Raw genomic sequence first — 17300 nt, 5'->3', positions numbered from 1 at the left:
GGTGGGAGGGGGCTTGCCCCCGATGAGGCCCTCAAAGCCAACACACCACCCACTCAAGGAACCCACCATGCAAAACTGGCAACACTCGGTGATCTACCAGATCTACCCCAAAAGCTTCCACAGCCACGCGGGTAACGCCACCGGTGACCTGCTGGGCATCGTGGACAAACTCGACTACCTCCAATGGCTGGGCGTGGATTGCCTGTGGATCACCCCGTTCCTGCGCTCGCCGCAGCGCGACAATGGCTACGACATCAGTGACTACTACGCCATCGACCCCAGCTACGGGACCATGGCCGACTGCGAATTGCTGATCCGCGAAGCGGCCAAGCGCGGCATCAAGCTGATGCTCGATATCGTGGTCAACCACACCTCCGTCGAACATGTGTGGTTCCAGCAAGCGCGCAGCAGCCTCGACAACCCGTACCGCGACTTTTACATCTGGCGCGACCAACCGAACAACTGGGAATCCAAGTTCGGCGGCTCGGCCTGGGAGTACGAGGCGCAAACCGGGCAGTACTTTCTGCACCTGTTCGATCACACCCAGGCAGACCTCAACTGGGACAACCCGAAGGTGCGCGCCGAGGTGTTCAAGCTGATGCGTTTCTGGCGCGATAAAGGCGTGGGCGGTTTCCGCCTGGACGTGATCAACCTGATCTCCAAGCCTGCCGACTTTCCAGAAGACAGCAGCGACGGCCGCCGCTTCTACACCGATGGCCCCAACGTGCATGAATACCTGCAAGAGATGCACCGCGAAGTCTTCGAAGGTCATGAGTTGATCAACGTCGGCGAGATGTCCTCTACCAGCCTGGAACACTGCATTCGCTATTCGAACCCAGCGTCGAAAGAGCTGTCGATGACCTTCAACTTTCATCACCTGAAAGTGGATTACCCCAACCTGCAAAAGTGGGTGAAGGCCGACTTCGACTTCCTCCAACTCAAACGGATTTTCTCGGACTGGCAACAGGGCATGCAGGCCGGCGGCGGTTGGAACGCGTTGTTCTGGTGTAACCACGACCAGCCGCGAGTGGTCTCGCGCTTTGGCGATGACGGCGAATACCGCGTGGTCTCGGCCAAGATGCTCGCCACGGCGCTGCACTTCCTCCAGGGCACACCGTTTGTGTACCAGGGCGAAGAGCTGGGCATGACCAATCCGGGGTTTAACAGCATCGAGCAATACCGCGATGTGGAAACCCTGAACATCTTTCGTCTCAAGCGTGATGCCGGTGAGTCCGAGGCGTCGAGCATGGCGGCGATCATGCAGAAGTCCCGCGACAACGGGCGCACGCCGATGCAGTGGAGTGCGCAGCCCAATGCCGGTTTCAGCAGCGGTGAACCGTGGATCGGCATTCCGGCCAACGCGGCGCGGATCAACGTCGACAGCCAGCGGGATGATCCGGACTCGGTACTGCATCACTACCGTGCGCTGATCGCCCTGCGGCGCCACGAACCGCTGATCCAGGCAGGCATTTACCGCGAACTGCTGCAAGACCACCCCCAGGTCTGGGCGTACCTGCGCGAAGGCGCCGCCGAGCGCCTGCTGGTGCTGAACAACTTTTATGGCCGGCCCTGCGAAATCCAACTGCCCGATGGTGTGATCGGCGCGGCGAGCGAGCAGCGCCTGTTGATCAGCAACTACCCCGATTGCCCGTTGCGCACGCGCACTGTGGTGTTGCGTCCGTATGAGTCCTTTGTGCTTCACCTCAAGTACTGACACCCGTTGTAAACCCCGTATGGGAGTGCGGGGCGCTTGACCCAAAACATAATAAAAATATCGGAGTGCTTCATGAAAACAACAATAAAGCTGGGCCTCGTTGCATCCTGCCTGAGCCTGCCGTTCGGCGCTCAGGCCCTGGAATTTGCCGGTTACTTGCGTAGCGGTGCAGGCACTTCGACAGGCAGCGGCCCGCAGCAGTGTTTCCAACTGCCGGGGCGCAATCCAAATACCGTCTGGGCAACGAATGCGAGCAATACGGCGAACTGGAGTTGCGCCAGGACCTGCTCACGCTCGACGACGGCTCGGTGCTCAGCGTCGACGCCATGGCCTCGCTCTACAACAAGTACGACCGGGAGCTGAAGTTCCAGGGCGAGGACAACGGCTCGGCGCGCATGCCGCAGATGTACGCGCAATGGTCGAACCTGCCCGCCCTCAACGGCGGTTCGCTGTGGGCCGGTCGGCGTTACTACAAGCGTAATGACATCCATATCTCCGATTTCTACTACTGGAACCAGAGCGCCACGGGCGGCGGTATCGAGGACGTGCTGATCGGCGATCTCAAATACAGCTACGCGATTTCGCGCAAGGACAACCTGTACCAGAAGGAATACGCCACCCGTCATGACTTCAACGTCGCGGGTTTCAAGACCAACCCCGGCGGCGAGTTGGAGCTGGGCGCCAGCTACATCGAAAGGGCCGGTGGGCGCGACACCCACAGCGGCTGGGCCCTGACCGCGCAGCATGTGCAAAAGCCGTTTCTGGGCGGCAAGAACAAGTTCGCCCTGCAGTACGGCGAAGGCCCCGGTACCGGCCTTGGGTACACCGGCAATACCTTCTTGGACAAGAGCAGCAAAAGCTACCGCGCCGTGGAGTTTTTTGACTGGCAGGTAACCCCACGTTTCGGTGGCCAGATCGAGGCCGTATACCAGAAGGACATTCGTCCCGGCAGCCAGGACCAGACCTGGATGTCGCTCGGCGTGCGCCCGGCGTATGCGGTCAGTGAACAATTCAAACTGGTTGCCGAGTTGGGCCATGATCAAGTCGACGCCAGCGGCGGTACACGCAAGCTGAGCAAATTTACCTTCGCCCCCACCTGGTCGCCCAAAGGCCCGGATTTCTGGGCCCGGCCGGAGGTGCGCGTGTACTACACCTATGCGACCTGGAACGAAGCGGCCAAACGAGCGGCGAATGAACTGGCGGCGGGTTCGGCGTTGTCCGACACCGGTTCCTACGGCACCGCGCGGCATGGCTCGAACTTCGGTGTGCAAGTCGAATACTGGTGGAAATAAAGGCGGGCGGGGTAAGCCCCTCCCACAGCCGCTCCTTGTATTCACGGGATGTGAATCCGCCCAATGATTTTTACGGAACAAAACAGCAGGTGACCTCCATGACCCCATCTAAACCCTTGGAATTGCTGGCGCCCTTGTCGGGTGTGCTGCTGGAGCTGGGTCAGGTGCCCGACCCGGTATTCGCCAGCCGCATGATCGGCGACGGCCTGTGCATCGACCCCACCTCGCAGACACTCTGTGCGCCGTTGGCTGGCGTGATCAGCAACATCCAGGACACGGGGCATGCGGTGAGTATCACCGACGACAACGGTGTGCAGGTGCTGCTGCATATCGGCCTGGACACGGTGAACCTGGCGGGCAAGGGCTTCACCCGATTGGTCGAAGAGGGCCAGAGCGTGGAAGCCGGGCAGGCGTTGATCGAATTCGAGGCCGACTATGTGGCGCTAAATGCCCGCAGCCTGCTGACGTTGATGCTGGTGGTCAGCGGCGAACCGTTTACGCTATTGGCCGACGATGTGGTGGAGACCGGCCAGCCGCTGCTGCGGTTATCCCCCATTGAAGCCCTTGACGCGGTGGACGAGGAGGAGGGCGACGCACTGTTCTCCAAGCCGCTGACCTTGCCCAACGCCAACGGCTTGCACGCGCGCCCTGCGGCGGTGTTCGCCCAGGCGGCGAAGGGCTTCAACGCGAGCATCTACCTGCACAAGCAAACCCAGAGCGCCAACGCCAAGTCGCTGGTGGCGATCATGGCGCTGCAAACCGTGCAGGGTGATACGTTGCAAGTCAGCGCGGCGGGGCAAGATGCCGACGCGGCAATCACGGCATTGGTCGCGTTGTTGCTGCAAGGGTGCGGCGAGCCCGTCGTCGCACCCGCTGCGGTGGTTGCACCGCTGTTGTCGTCGACCTTGCTGACGGGCGTGTGTGCTTCGCCGGGTTCGGCGTTTGGCCAAGTGGTTCAAGTGCGTGAGCCCGAGCTGAACATTATCGAAGAGGGCACCGGTGAAGCCGCCGAACGCGCTGCGCTGGAACGCGGCCTGCGCGCCGCAACCGAGGCATTGCAAGCCTTGCAAAACCAAGCAGCCGGCAGTGCCCAGGCAGAGATTTTCCGCGCTCATCAGGAACTGCTCGAAGACCCGACGTTGCTGGAGCAAGCCCATGCGCTGTTGGCCGCTGGCAAGAGTGCCGCATTTGCCTGGCGCAGCGCCACGCAGGCCACCGTCAAACTGTTCCAGGGCTTGGGCAATACGCTGATCGCCGAGCGCGCTGCAGACCTGGCCGATGTCGGCCAGCGCGTACTCAAGCTGATCCTCGGTATTCAAGACAGCGCCTGGGATGTGCCCGAATGCGCGATCCTGGTGGCCGAACAGCTCACCCCCTCGCAAACCGCCAGCCTGGATACCCGCAAGGTGCTGGGCTTTGTCACCGTCGGCGGCGGCGCGACCAGCCACGTGGCGATCCTCGCCCGCGCCCTCGGCTTGCCGGCCATTTGTGGTGTGCCGGTTCACGTCTTGGCCCTGGCCAATGGCAAGCAGGTGCTGCTCGATGCCGACAAAGGCGAACTGCACCTGGACCCGGACCTGGCTGAGATCGAACACCTGGAAGCCGCGCGCCAACAGCAGGTTGTACGACACCAGCGTGATCTGGCGCAGGCGGCATTGCCGGCCACCACCCGCGACGGCCATCACGTGGAAATCACCGCCAACGTCGCTTCGTTGCAGGAAGTGCAGCAATCCCTGGCTCTCGGCGGTGAGGGCGTGGGCCTGTTGCGTTCGGAATTCCTCTACCTGGACCGCAACCGCGCGCCGAGCCCCGACGAGCAGGCCGGCACTTACACCGCGATCGCCCAAGCCCTGGGCGCCGGGCGTAACCTGGTGGTACGCACCCTGGACGTCGGTGGCGACAAACCGTTGGCCTACGTGCCCATGGCGGCCGAGACCAACCCGTTTCTTGGCCTGCGCGGCATTCGCTTGTGCCTGGAGCGACCGGAACTGCTGCGCGAACAGTTTCGCGCGATCCTGGCCAGCGCCGGTTTTGCGCGGTTGCACATCATGTTGCCGATGGTCAGCCTGCTGTCGGAGCTGCAGCTGGCGCGCGAGATCCTTGAAGAGGAAGCGCTGGCGCTGGGGCTCAGTGAGTTACCGAAGCTGGGCATCATGATCGAAGTACCGTCTGCCGCGCTGATGGCGGATGTCTTCGCGCCCCATGTGGATTTTTTCTCCATCGGCACCAATGACCTGACGCAATACACCCTGGCCATGGACCGTGACCACCCACGCCTGGCCAGCCAGGCCGACAGCTTTCACCCGGCCGTGCTGCGCCTGATCGCCACCACCGTCACGGCGGCCCACGCCCATGGCAAGTGGGTCGGCGTCTGTGGAGCACTGGCCTCCGAAGCCCTGGCCGTGCCGGTATTGATTGGGCTGGGGGTGGATGAGCTGTCGGTCAGCGTGCCGTTGATCCCCACTATCAAGGCCGCCGTGCGGGAGTTGGCGCTGGCCGACTGTCAGGTCATCGCCCAGCAGGTGCTGGGCCTTGCGGAAGCGGCGCAGGTGCGTGAGGCGTTGCGCGTCTATCACGCGGCCACCGTCGAACCATCACCTGTGCTGGAGAACTGAGCATGTTGGATAAATTGAAGCAGGCGTTCTGGAAAGCCCTGACCCCGGATTTGATTGCGGAGACGGTAGCGGCGCCCGCGCCAGGCCTGGTGTCGGCGCAGGTGCTGGCGGCGCTGGGGGGTGTGGATAACCTTAAGTCGCAACAGCGTGTGGCGCTGACGCGGGTGCGCGTGCACCTGCAGGACCCGAACAAGCTTGATGCCGTGGCGTTAAAAGCGGCGGGGGTAGCGGGGGTGATGGTGCTAGCGGGCGGGGTGGTCCATCTGCTGACCGGCCTCCAGACCGAATAGCGATCAGGACGTGGGAGGGGGAGGAGCCCTTCCTCCAGTGAGCATTCTTACAGTTGCGGGTTATCTTCCGGCGGCTTGGTCTTGTCTACGCCCGGCACATGCAAGTTGCCTTCGACCACCTGGTTGCCTTCGAGCTGCGGCTGGGTTACCCAGGTGAGGATGTCGTAGTAGCGCCGGATGTTCGCCACGAAGTGCACCGGCTCGCCGCCCCGGGCGTAGCCATAGCGGGTTTTGCTGTACCACTGCTTCTGCGACAGGCGCGGCAGCATCTTCTTTACGTCCAGCCACTTGTTCGGGTTCAGGCCTTCTTTTTTCGCCAGCAGACGCGCGTCGTCCAAGTGGCCGGTGCCTACGTTGTAGGCGGCGAGGGCAAACCAGGTACGGTCCGGCTCGGCGATGCTGTCGTCCAACTCATCCTTGATCTTGGCCAGGTACTTGGCGCCGCCCATGATGCTCTGCCTGGCGTCCAGGCGGTTGGATACGCCCATCGCCTGGGCGGTGTTCTGGGTCAGCATCATCAGGCCGCGCACGCCGGTCTTGGAGGTGACCGCCGGTTGCCAAAGCGATTCCTGATAACCGATGGCGGCCAGTAAGCGCCAATCGACTTTTTCTTCCTTGGCGTAGGCGCGAAAGTGTTTCTCGTACTTGGGCAGGCGTTGCTGCAGATGCTGGGCGAAGGTGTAGGCGCCGACATAACCGAGTACATCGACATGTCCGTAGTAGCGATCCTTGAGACGCTGCAGGGTGCCGTTTTTTTCAACCTTGTCCAGGTAGCTGTTGATCTCGTTGAGCAGGCTGTTGTCTTCGCCGGGGGCTACGGCCCAGCTCTGGTTGCTGGCGTTGCCGAGGTCGAACGCCACGCGCACGTTGGGGAAGTACACCTGGTTCATCGCCACTTCGTTGGAGTCCACCAGGGTCAGGTCGATTTGCCCCTCGTCCACCATGCGCAGCAAGTCGACGACTTCAACGGCGTCGGACTCTTCGTATTCGATTGCAGGATTCTGCTTTTTAAGCTCAGCCAATTGTTCGGCGTGGGTGCTGCCCTTGAGCACCATGATCTTCTTGCCCGCCAGGTCCGCCGCGTTGGTCGGGCGCGACTGGCCGTTGCGGTAGATAATCTGCGGGGTGACTTCAAGGTAAGGGTGGGAGAACCGCACCTGCTGCTGGCGCTGCTCGCTGCTCACCAGGCCGGCGGCGGCGAGCACCGGACCGTTGGGTTTGCTCAACTGGCCGAACAGGTCGTCGAGGTTGTCGGCGGTCTCTATCTCCAGTTTCACGCCCAGGTCGTCGGCAAAGCGTTTGACCAGTTCGTATTCGAAGCCGGTTTCGCCGTTACGGTCCTGGAAATACGTGGCCGGGCTGTTTCGGGTTATCACCCGCAATACGCCATCCTCCTTGATTCGCTCGAGCGTGCTGGGTTTATCAACACAGGCGCTGAGCAGCAAAAAGAGTCCGGTGGCGAAGAGCCATTTGGCGCATCGCGGGCGCAAAGCAGTTGGTGAGAACATCTGCGCAGTATACGCAAACGGCCCACGGCGCCATATCTCGACAGCGAGGGTCTTGTCTGCTAGCACGGGGAAAACTGTGCTGCAGCCCGCAGAAACGTGGCTTGGCGCCCAATTGTGACGGTTAAAATAACTGCTCGGAATGCCTGGTATCGCGCCCCGATACGGGGCAATCCGTGCCAACTGACGTTCGGCAGCGGCCAGCCATGCCGTTTCGAGTGCCGTTGGCGCAGGTTTACGCTAGAATGCACGGCCTCAAAGCACACCCCTTCCCGAGGCTGTCCCGAAGATGTTGATCCTGCGCGGCGCTCCTGCCCTTTCTGCCTTTCGCCACAGCAAACTCCTTGAACAACTGAGCCAGAAGGTTCCAGCGGTTACAGGCCTGTATGCTGAATTTGCTCACTTCGCCGACGTTACCGGCGTATTGACCGCCGACGAACAGCAAGTGCTGGCACGCCTTCTGAAGTACGGCCCAAGCGTTCCCGTTCAAGAGCCGACCGGCCGCTTGTTCCTGGTTCTGCCACGGTTCGGCACCATCTCGCCCTGGTCGAGCAAGGCCAGCGACATCGCCCGCAACTGCGGCCTGGACAAGATCCAGCGCCTGGAACGTGGGATCGCCTTCTACGTGGCTGGCCAGTTCAGCGATGCCGAGGCCGAGCTGATCGCCAGCAGCCTGCACGACCGCATGACCCAGATCATCGTCAGCCAGCTGGAACAGGCCGCCGGCCTGTTCAGCCACGCCGAACCCAAGCCGCTCACCGCGATTGACGTACTCGGCGGCGGCCGCGCCGCTCTCGAAAAGGCCAACACCGAACTGGGCCTGGCCCTGGCCGAAGACGAGATCGACTACCTGGTCAACGCCTTCAACGGCTTGAAGCGCAACCCGCACGACATCGAACTGATGATGTTCGCCCAGGCCAACTCCGAGCACTGCCGGCACAAGATCTTCAACGCCAGTTGGGATATCGACGGCCAAAGCCAGGAAAAAAGCCTGTTCGGCATGATCAAGAACACCTACGTGATGCACAGCGAAGGCGTTCTGTCGGCTTATAAGGACAACGCCTCGGTCATCGTCGGCAGCGTCGCCGGCCGTTTCTTCCCGGACCCGCAAACCCGCCAGTACGGCGCGGTGCAGGAGCCGGTGCACATTCTGATGAAGGTTGAAACCCACAACCACCCGACCGCGATTGCCCCGTTCCCGGGCGCAGCCACCGGTTCCGGCGGCGAGATTCGCGACGAAGGCGCTACCGGGCGTGGCGCCAAGCCAAAGGCGGGCCTCACCGGTTTCACCGTGTCCAACTTGCAAATCCCAGGCTTCGAACAGCCGTGGGAAGTGCCGTACGGCAAGCCTGAGCGCATCGTCACCGCGCTGGACATCATGATCGAAGGCCCGCTCGGCGGCGCCGCGTTCAACAACGAGTTCGGGCGCCCGGCACTTACCGGTTACTTCCGTACGTTCGAGCAGTCCATCACCACCCCGCGTGGCGATGAAGTGCGCGGTTACCACAAGCCGATCATGTTGGCCGGCGGCATGGGCAACATCCGTGAAGAGCACGTCAAGAAAGGCGAGATCCTGGTCGGCTCCAAGCTGATCGTGCTCGGCGGCCCGGCCATGCTCATCGGCCTGGGCGGCGGCGCGGCTTCCTCCATGGCCACCGGCACCAGCTCGGCCGACCTGGACTTCGCCTCCGTACAGCGCGAAAACCCTGAGATGGAACGTCGCTGCCAGGAAGTCATCGACCGTTGCTGGCAGTTGGGTGACAAGAACCCGATCAGCTTCATCCATGACGTCGGCGCCGGTGGTTTGTCCAACGCCTTCCCGGAACTGGTCAACGATGGCGAGCGGGGTGGCCGTTTCGAACTGCGCAATATTCCAAACGACGAGCCGGGCATGGCCCCGCACGAAATCTGGAGCAACGAATCCCAGGAACGCTACGTACTGGCCGTCGGCCCTGACGATTTCGCGCGCTTCCAGGCCATCTGCGAACGCGAGCGTTGCCCGTTCGCCGTGGTCGGCGAAGCCACTGCCGAACCGCAGCTTACTGTTACCGACAGCCACTTCGGCAACAGCCCGGTGGACATGCCACTCGAAGTGCTGCTGGGCAAAGCCCCGCGCATGCACCGTTCGGCCGTACGCGAAACCGAGCTGGGCGATGATTTCGACCCAAGCCACCTCGACCTGGCCAACAGTATCGAGCGCGTGCTGCACCACCCGGCCGTGGCCAGCAAAAGCTTCCTGATCACCATCGGCGACCGCACCATCACCGGCCTCGTTGCCCGTGACCAAATGGTCGGCCCATGGCAAGTGCCGGTGGCTGACGTTGCCGTCACGGCCACCAGCTTCGACGTGTACACCGGTGAAGCCATGGCCATGGGCGAGCGCACGCCGCTGGCCCTGCTGGACGCTCCGGCGTCGGGCCGCATGGCCATCGGTGAAACCCTCACCAACATCGCCGCTTCCCGCATCGGCAAGCTGTCCGACATCAAATTGTCGGCCAACTGGATGTCCGCTGCCGGCCACCCCGGCGAAGATGCGCGCCTGTACGACACCGTCAAGGCTGTCGGCATGGAGCTGTGCCCGGAACTGGGCATCACCATTCCGGTGGGCAAGGACTCCATGTCCATGGCCACCCGCTGGAACGATGAAGGCACCGACAAGAGCGTGACCTCGCCGCTGTCGCTGATCGTTACCGGTTTTGCGCCGGTTACCGATATCCGCCAGACCCTCACCCCGCAACTGCGCATGGACAAGGGCACCACCGACCTGATCCTGATCGACCTGGGCCGTGGCCAGAACCGCATGGGCGCTTCGATCCTGGCGCAGACCCACGGCAAGCTCGGCAAGCAGGCCCCGGACGTCGACGACGCCGAAGACCTCAAGGCCTTCTTCGCCGTGATCCAGGGCCTCAACGCCGACGGTCACCTGCTGGCCTACCACGACCGTTCCGACGGTGGTTTGCTGACAAGCGTGGTCGAGATGGCCTTCGCCGGTCACTGCGGCTTGAACATCGTGCTCGACAGCGTTGCCGAGGATGCTGCCGAAATCAACGGCATCCTGTTCAACGAAGAGTTGGGTGCGGTGATCCAGGTGCGCCAGGACGCTACCCCGGACGTGCTCGCCCAATTCAGTGCCGCTGGCCTGGACGACTGCGTGGCCGTGATCGGCCAGCCGATCAACAACGGCGAAATCAATATCTCGTTCAACGGCGACACGGTCTTTACCGGTCAGCGCCGCTTGCTGCAACGCCAGTGGGCCGAGACCAGCTACCAGATCCAGCGCCTGCGTGATAACGCCGACTGCGCCGAGCAGGAATTCGACGTGATCCTGGAAGAAGACAACCCGGGCTTGAGCACCATGCTCAGCTTCGACGTCAACCAGGACATCGCCGCGCCTTACATCAAGAAAGGCATCCGCCCACAAGTTGCCGTACTGCGTGAGCAGGGCGTCAACGGCCAGGTGGAAATGGCGGCTGCGTTCGACCGTGCCGGCTTCAACGCAATCGACGTGCACATGAGCGACATCCTCGCCGGTCGCGTTGACCTCAATGAGTTCAAAGGCCTGGTGGCCTGCGGCGGTTTCTCCTACGGCGACGTGCTGGGTGCCGGTGAAGGCTGGGCCAAGTCGGCGCTGTTCAACAGCCGTGCCCGCGATGCGTTCCAGGGTTTCTTCGAACGCAACGACAGCTTCACCCTGGGTGTGTGCAACGGTTGCCAGATGATGTCCAACCTCAGCGAACTGATCCCGGGCAGCGAGTTCTGGCCGCACTTTGTGCGTAACCGTTCCGAGCAGTTTGAAGCGCGCGTGGCCATGGTGCAGGTGCAGGAGTCCAACTCGATCTTCCTGCAAGGCATGGCCGGTTCGCGCATGCCCATCGCCATCGCCCACGGCGAAGGCCATGCCGAATTCAGCAGCGAAGAAGCGTTGCTCGAAGCCGACCTGTCCGGCACCGTGGCCCTGCGCTTTGTGGATAACCACGGCAAGGTCACCGAGACCTACCCGGCCAACCCGAACGGCTCGCCGCGCGGAATCACCGGCCTCACCAGCCGCGACGGCCGTGTGACCATCATGATGCCGCACCCGGAGCGGGTATTCCGCGCGGTGCAGAACTCGTGGCGCCCCGAAGAGTGGAACGAAGACGGCGCCTGGATGCGCATGTTCCGCAACGCGCGCGTGTGGGTGAACTAAGACGGTGTACAAGCTCGCCTTCTTCGTGCCCGACAGCCATGTGGAGACGGTGAAAACCGCCATCTTCGCAGCCGGCGGCGGGCGCATCGGCGACTACGACAGCTGCGCCTGGCAAGTGCTGGGCCAGGGCCAGTTTCGCGCGTTGGACGGCAGTCAGCCGTTTATCGGGCAGGTGGGCCAGGTTGAAGTGGTTGATGAGTGGAAGGTTGAGTTGGTGGTGGCGGATGAGTTAATCGTGGCTGTCGTGGCTGCGTTGAAGCTCAGCCATCCGTATGAGACACCGGCGTATGAGGTGTGGCAGTTGGCGGATTTTTGATTCGTTAATTGCATAAAAAAAGAAACCCGCTGGACCAGTTTGGTCAGCGGGTTTTTTGTTGGCAGCAGGGCCTCAGGCCTTAGAGCGGATCAGGCATTGATCGGGCGAGTAACCAACCGCTCCAACGCTTCACCCAACCCCGAAGCGTCATCGCCCACCAACAGGTGCCAGACCCCGCTATCCAGTCGGCTCACACCTTGGCATCCGAGCGCCGTCAGCTCGGCTTCGGACACCCTCGAATCATCCCCCAACTCCACCCGCAGCCGGGTCATCGCCACCGCCTCCAACTGGCGCACATTGGCCCGGCCACCCAGGGCGCTCAGCCATTTCTCGGCTTCCTGCACATTCACCGCAGCCGGGTTATCCACAGGGGCCGCCGCGACCGCAGGCGTGGCAACAAAACCCGGCATCGCCAGGCGAATTTCGTCGGCGATGCTATCGGCCATCGGGCCGACCACCACCTGCAAACTGCCGCCGTTACCCGGCCGCACCACGGCCATCGCACCCAGTGCTTTCAACTCGGCATCCACCGCCTTGTTGCGATCGACCATGTCCAAGCGCAGGCGCGTGGTGCAAGCACCGACGCTGAGCAAGTTATCGGCACCGCCCAGGGCTCGGATATACGCCGTTGCGCGCTGGTTATCATTCATTACATGCGCCTGCGTCACCTGGACATCTTCCCGCCCCGGTGTCTTGAGGTTGAAGCGGCGAATGCAGTAGCTGAACACCGTGTAGTAGATGACCGAGTAGGCCAGGCCTACCGGTATCACCCGCCAGCCATTGGTCGATTTGCCCCAGCCCAGCACCATGTCGATAAACCCACCGGAGAAGGTAAAACCGAGGTGGATATTCAGCATATTCGTCACGGCCATCGACAGGCCGGTGAGCAGCGCATGCAACAAATAGAGGAACGGCGCGAGGAACATGAAGGCGAACTCAATCGGCTCGGTCACCCCGGTGAGGAACGAGGTCAGCGCCATTGACAGGAAGATCCCGCCCATGACTTTGCGGCGCTCCGGCAGTGCATTGCGGTACATCGCCAGGCACGCCGCCGGTAGCCCGAACAGCATCACCGGGAACATGCCGGTCATGAATTGGCCGCCTTTGGGGTCGCCGGCAAAGTAGCGGGTCAGGTCGCCTGTCACGACTGCGCCGGTCGCCGGATCGGTAAACGTGCCGAACACAAACCACGCCATATTGTTGAGGATATGGTGCAGCCCGGTGACGATCAGCAGGCGGTTGAACACGCCAAACACGAACGCGCCGAGGCTGCCGCTTTCCATCAGCAGTACACCGAAGCTGTTGATGCCGTGCTGGATCGGCGGCCAGATAAGACCAAAGATCACGCCCAAGCCTACCGCCGAGAACCCGGTGACAATCGGCACAAACCGCCGCCCACCAAAGAATGCGAGGTACTCCGGCAGCTTAATGTCCTTGAAGCGGTTATACAGCGCGCCGGCCATCAGGCCGCTGGCGATCCCGGCGAGCATGCCCATGTTGATGGTCGAGTCCATGACCTTGAGCGTGGAGATCATCACCAGATAACCAATCGCACCGGCCAGGCCCGCCGTGCCGTTGTTGTCGCGGGCAAAGCCCACGGCGATGCCGATGGCGAAGATCAAGGCGAGGTTGGCGAAAATCGCCTGCCCCGCATCGTGCATCACCGCGATGCTAAGCAAGTCGGTGTCGCCCAGGCGCAGCAGGAGGCCGGCGATCGGTAAAATCGCGATCGGCAGCATCAGCGCACGGCCCAGGCGTTGCAGCCCTTCAATAAAGTGTTGATACATGGCGAGTCTCCTTTTTCTTGTTGTTGTCAGCTCAGCGGCCAGTGCAGTTCACAGGCTTGGCGAACGGCCTTGGCGCTGTTCAGGTCGAGCAGGTCTTGGCTCAGTCGGCGGCATTGCGCCGCGTCCAGGTGGCGAACGCGGTCCTTGATTTCACCGATCTGCGGCGCGCTGACCGACAGCTCGCGCACGCCCAGGCCCACCAGCACGGGGGTTGCCAGCGGGTCGGACGCCAACGCACCGCACACGCCGACCCAACGCCCATGTTTGGCGGCGCCGGTGCAGGTCTGGGCGATCAGCCGCAATAGCGCCGGGTGCAAGGCGTCGACGCGCGCGGCCAGGCCCGCGTGGTCACGGTCCATGGCCAGGGTGTACTGGGACAGGTCATTGGTGCCGATGGACAGAAAGTCCGCATGTTCGGCCAGTTGCTCGGCCATCAACGCGGCGGCGGGCACTTCGATCATCACGCCGAGTTCGGGGCGCTGGGTCAGGCCCAGCTCGACGCACAACTCATCCAGACGCCGGCGTATCTGCAGCAGTTCGTCGACCTCGCTCACCATCGGCAACAGGATGCGGCAGCGCCCCAACGGGCTCACTTGCAGCAGTGCGCGCAATTGCTGGTCGAGCAATTCCGGGCGCACCTGGGCCAGACGAATACCGCGCAGGCCCAGCACCGGGTTCGCCTCGACGGGTAGCGGCAGGTAGTCGAGTTGCTTGTCACCGCCCACGTCAATGGTGCGGATGATCACCGACTTGTCGCCCATGGCATCCAGCACGGCTTGATAGGCTTGGCGCTGCTCCTGTTCATCCGGCGCCGTGTGGCGGTCGACGAACAGGAATTCGGTGCGCAGCAGGCCAACGCCATCGGCGCCGTTTTCAAAGGCCACTTGGGCCTCGCTGCTGGAGGCTACATTGGCGGCCACTTCAATGCTGACCCCGTCAGTGGTGCGCGCGGGCAGTTGGGCCTGGGCCTGCTGCTGTTGGCGGCGCAGTTTTTGCGCGTCGCGAATCTGGTGCACCTCGGCGTGACGGGCTTCGCTGGGCGCCAGCTCCAGGCGGCCGTTGGCGGCGTCGAGTACCACGCGCTGGCCCTGGGGCACGTCGAGCACTTCAGCGCCCAACGCGACCACACAGGGCAGGCCTTTGCCGCGCGCCAGGATCGCCACATGTGAAGTGGCGCCGCCTTCGGCCATGCAGATGCCCGCCGCACGCTGCGCGCTCAGTTGCAAAAGGTCCGACGGGGTCAACTCGTGAGCGCTGACGATCGAGCCCGTCGGCACCTCGAAGTGCCAGGCCTCGCCCAGCAATGCGCGCAGTACGCGTTGTTGCAGGTCACGCAGGTCATTGGCCCGTTCGGCAAACAGGGGCTTCCCCCAGGGCGAGCAGCACCGTGCATTGAGCCTGGATCGCATCGCGCCAGGCGTGGGTGGCGGCGCTGCCGTGTTGGATGGCGGCGGTGGCGGTTTCGAGCAGGGCCGGGTCTTCCAGCAGGGCCAGATGGGCGGCGAAGATCTCTTGCTCTTCGACATGTTTGCGTTGGCGGGCGTGGCCCAGGGTGGTGCGGATGTCGCTGCGCACTTGCTCCAGGGCGGTGTCCAGGCGTTGCTGTTGGTCATCGGCCGAATGGGTGCCGGTATCGGCCGGCAATTCAATCCCGGCGAGGCGGAACAACGGCCCGCACGCCAGGCCCGGCGCCGCGCACACGCCTTGCAATACGTTGGCTTCGGTACTCGCCCGGCGGGGTGTCGCCGCGACAGGCTCGGAATGTTCGCCCTTGGCCGGCACTGACAGGGCGGCAATCAACGCCTGCAACGCCGCTTCGCCATCCTCGCCACGGCAGGTGACCCGTACTTCATCGCCTTCGCCAATCCCCAGCCCCATCAAGCCAACCAGGCTGTCGCACGGCGCCGATTTCGCGCCGTAATGCACGCGTGCCTGGCTGCTGAACGCCAGCGCTGTCTTGCGGATCAGCGCCGCAGGCCGCGCATGCAAGCCGCCCCGATGGGTCACGCGTACGCTGGCGCCGGCTTCAGCGCTCGAGTTATCCACAGCGGTGTCATCAAGGGCTGTCGAGCGAGCGAGTACACGCATCAGCGGCTCGCCGACCTTGACCGTTTGGCGCGCCAGAGGCTGCAACTCGAAGCGCTCGCCATTGGTCAGGATGATCAGGCTGACCAGGCTTTTGCACTGGCGCGCAATGCGGTCCAGATCAAAGCGCAGCAGCGCCTGGCCCTCTGTCACTCGCGCGCCCTCCTTGACCAGCAACGCAAAGCCTTCGCCGTTCAATTGCACAGTGTCGATCCCCACGTGCATGAGCAGTTCGGCACCGTTGTCGGCGCGGATCGTCAGGGCATGGCCGGTGCGCGCGACATGAAGGATCACCCCGTCACACGGCGCATGCAGGCTGTCATTGAGGGGGTCGATGGCAATGCCGTCGCCCATGGCGTGGCTTGCGAACACTTCGTCGGGAACGTGGCCCAGGGTCAGCACGGGGCCGCTCAACGGGGCGCTGAGTGTGAGTTCTTTATTGTTGTTGGACATGGGCACGGTACTCATCAGGAAAAACGCGGCGATCGACTCAGTGGGTGCGGGTGACTTTGCTCAGATGACGCGGCTGGTCCGGGTCCATGCCACGTGCGACCGCCAGCCCTGCCGCCATCACATAAAAACTCTGGATGGCCAGGATCGGATCCAGGCTCGGGTGCTCGGCGCGGCTCAGGGTCAGGTCGCGTTCGGCAATATCGTCCGGCGCGGCCAGCAATACACGGGCGCCGCGTTGGCGCATGTCGGCGGCCAGGCTCAGCAAACCGGCTTGCTCGGCGCCGCGCGGGGCGAACACCAGCAGCGGGTAGTTCTCATTGATCAAGGCCATCGGCCCGTGGCGCACTTCGGCGCTGCTGAAGGCTTCGGCCTGGATCGCCGAGGTTTCCTTGAGCTTGAGCGCGGCTTCCTGGGCGATGGCAAAACCGGCGCCACGGCCGATCACCATCAAGCGCTGGCTGTCACGCAGGGCGTCGACGGCATGGCGCCAATCCTGTTTGGCGGCGTCGCGCAAGCCCTCGGGCAGCGCCTGGCATGCTTGCAACAAGTCCGCTTGCTGATTCCAGTGCCCGACCAACAGGGCGCTGGCGCTGAGGGTGGCGATAAAACTCTTGGTGGCGGCCACACTGAGTTCGGGCCCGGCGCACAGCGGCACGTGGAACTCGCACGCAGCTTCCAGCGGTGAGTCTTCAGCGTTGACCAGCGAGATGCTCAAGGCACCGCGCTTGCGCAGCAGGCGCAGGCTGTTGACCAGGTCCGGGCTTTGCCCCGACTGCGAAAACCCGAAGGCCACTTGGCCGCTGACCTTCAACGGCGCTTGCAACAAGGTCACCACCGACATCGGCAACGACGCGACCGCAACCCCCAGATGCTGCATGGTCAGGTAGGCGAAGTAGCTGGCGGCGTGGTCCGAACTGCCACGGGCAATGGTCATCGCCACTTGCGGCGGCTGGCGGCGCAGGCGGCCGGCGATCTCTTCCAGTATCGGGGTCAGGCGCTGTAATTGGGCGACGACCGCGTCACAGGAGGCCAAGGCCTCTTCAAGCATTTTGAAGTC

8 protein-coding genes and 2 pseudogenes are annotated in these 17300 nt (G+C 63.1%); 6 read left to right on the top strand and 4 right to left on the bottom strand.

Annotated features, from left to right (window positions below; all coding sequences use genetic code 11):
* The first annotated feature begins 67 nt into the window (after positions 1–67).
* From treC to AB4O25_RS13395, 4 genes and pseudogenes are all read left to right on the top strand, one after another.
* Complete coding sequence (gene treC, locus AB4O25_RS13410; protein WP_017529997.1) at positions 68–1714, top strand: alpha,alpha-phosphotrehalase; 1647 nt, start codon at positions 68–70, stop codon at positions 1712–1714.
* Positions 1715–1786: 72 nt separating this feature from the next.
* Positions 1787–3006 (top strand): annotated as a pseudogene (locus tag AB4O25_RS13405) (carbohydrate porin).
* A 98-nt stretch (positions 3007–3104) separates the two neighbouring features.
* Positions 3105–5621: a phosphoenolpyruvate--protein phosphotransferase gene (gene ptsP, locus AB4O25_RS13400; protein WP_368949672.1), complete on the top strand. Its 2517-nt coding sequence runs from the start codon at positions 3105–3107 to the stop codon at positions 5619–5621.
* A gap of 2 nt (positions 5622–5623) precedes the next feature.
* Complete coding sequence (locus AB4O25_RS13395; protein WP_017529994.1) at positions 5624–5911, top strand: PTS transporter subunit EIIB; 288 nt, start codon at positions 5624–5626, stop codon at positions 5909–5911.
* Between the two features lie 47 nt (positions 5912–5958).
* Here the strand turns inward: AB4O25_RS13395 and mltF are convergent, their stop codons facing one another.
* A complete protein-coding gene (mltF, locus tag AB4O25_RS13390; protein WP_017529993.1) occupies positions 5959–7419 on the bottom strand; it encodes a membrane-bound lytic murein transglycosylase MltF in 1461 nt (486 codons plus the stop codon).
* 286 nt (positions 7420–7705) lie between these two features.
* On the opposite strand from mltF, the gene purL reads away from it, so the two are divergent.
* Both purL and AB4O25_RS13380 read left to right on the top strand, forming a co-directional pair.
* Complete coding sequence (gene purL, locus AB4O25_RS13385; protein ID WP_017529992.1) at positions 7706–11602, top strand: phosphoribosylformylglycinamidine synthase; 3897 nt, start codon at positions 7706–7708, stop codon at positions 11600–11602.
* Positions 11603–11606: 4 nt separating this feature from the next.
* Positions 11607–11918, top strand: a complete 312-nt coding sequence (locus tag AB4O25_RS13380) for a YqfO family protein (protein ID WP_017529991.1) — start codon at positions 11607–11609, stop codon at positions 11916–11918.
* A gap of 89 nt (positions 11919–12007) precedes the next feature.
* On the opposite strand, the gene nagE is transcribed toward AB4O25_RS13380, so the two are convergent.
* The 3 genes and pseudogenes from nagE to AB4O25_RS13365 form a co-directional block, all read right to left on the bottom strand.
* Positions 12008–13705 (bottom strand): N-acetylglucosamine-specific PTS transporter subunit IIBC, encoded by a 1698-nt coding sequence (gene nagE, locus AB4O25_RS13375; RefSeq protein WP_017529990.1) that lies wholly within the window; start codon positions 13703–13705, stop codon positions 12008–12010.
* Positions 13706–13731: 26 nt separating this feature from the next.
* Positions 13732–16243: pseudogene (gene ptsP / locus AB4O25_RS13370) on the bottom strand (phosphoenolpyruvate--protein phosphotransferase).
* A gap of 37 nt (positions 16244–16280) precedes the next feature.
* The gene (locus AB4O25_RS13365) at positions 16281–17291 is read right to left on the bottom strand and encodes an SIS domain-containing protein (protein WP_017529988.1); all 1011 of its coding nucleotides are present in this window, start codon (positions 17289–17291) and stop codon (positions 16281–16283) included.
* Positions 17292–17300 lie beyond the last annotated feature (9 nt).

This window comes from Pseudomonas sp. S3_A03 (assembly GCF_054668275.1).
Note: the sequence above shows the minus strand (reverse complement) of the source record. Positions and strands in the feature narration are given on the sequence as shown.

Excerpts from the sequence above, each read along its gene's own strand:
- nagE (WP_017529990.1), bottom strand. The coding sequence starts at position 13,705 with ATGTATCAACACTTTATTGAAGGGCTGCAACGCCTGGGCCGTGCGCTG.
- mltF (WP_017529993.1), bottom strand. The coding sequence starts at position 7,419 with ATGTTCTCACCAACTGCTTTGCGCCCGCGATGCGCCAAATGGCTCTTC.
- AB4O25_RS13365 (WP_017529988.1), bottom strand. The coding sequence starts at position 17,291 with ATGCTTGAAGAGGCCTTGGCCTCCTGTGACGCGGTCGTCGCCCAATTA.
- purL (WP_017529992.1), top strand. The coding sequence starts at position 7,706 with ATGTTGATCCTGCGCGGCGCTCCTGCCCTTTCTGCCTTTCGCCACAGC.
- AB4O25_RS13395 (WP_017529994.1), top strand. The coding sequence starts at position 5,624 with ATGTTGGATAAATTGAAGCAGGCGTTCTGGAAAGCCCTGACCCCGGAT.
- treC (WP_017529997.1), top strand. The coding sequence starts at position 68 with ATGCAAAACTGGCAACACTCGGTGATCTACCAGATCTACCCCAAAAGC.
- ptsP (WP_368949672.1), top strand. The coding sequence starts at position 3,105 with ATGACCCCATCTAAACCCTTGGAATTGCTGGCGCCCTTGTCGGGTGTG.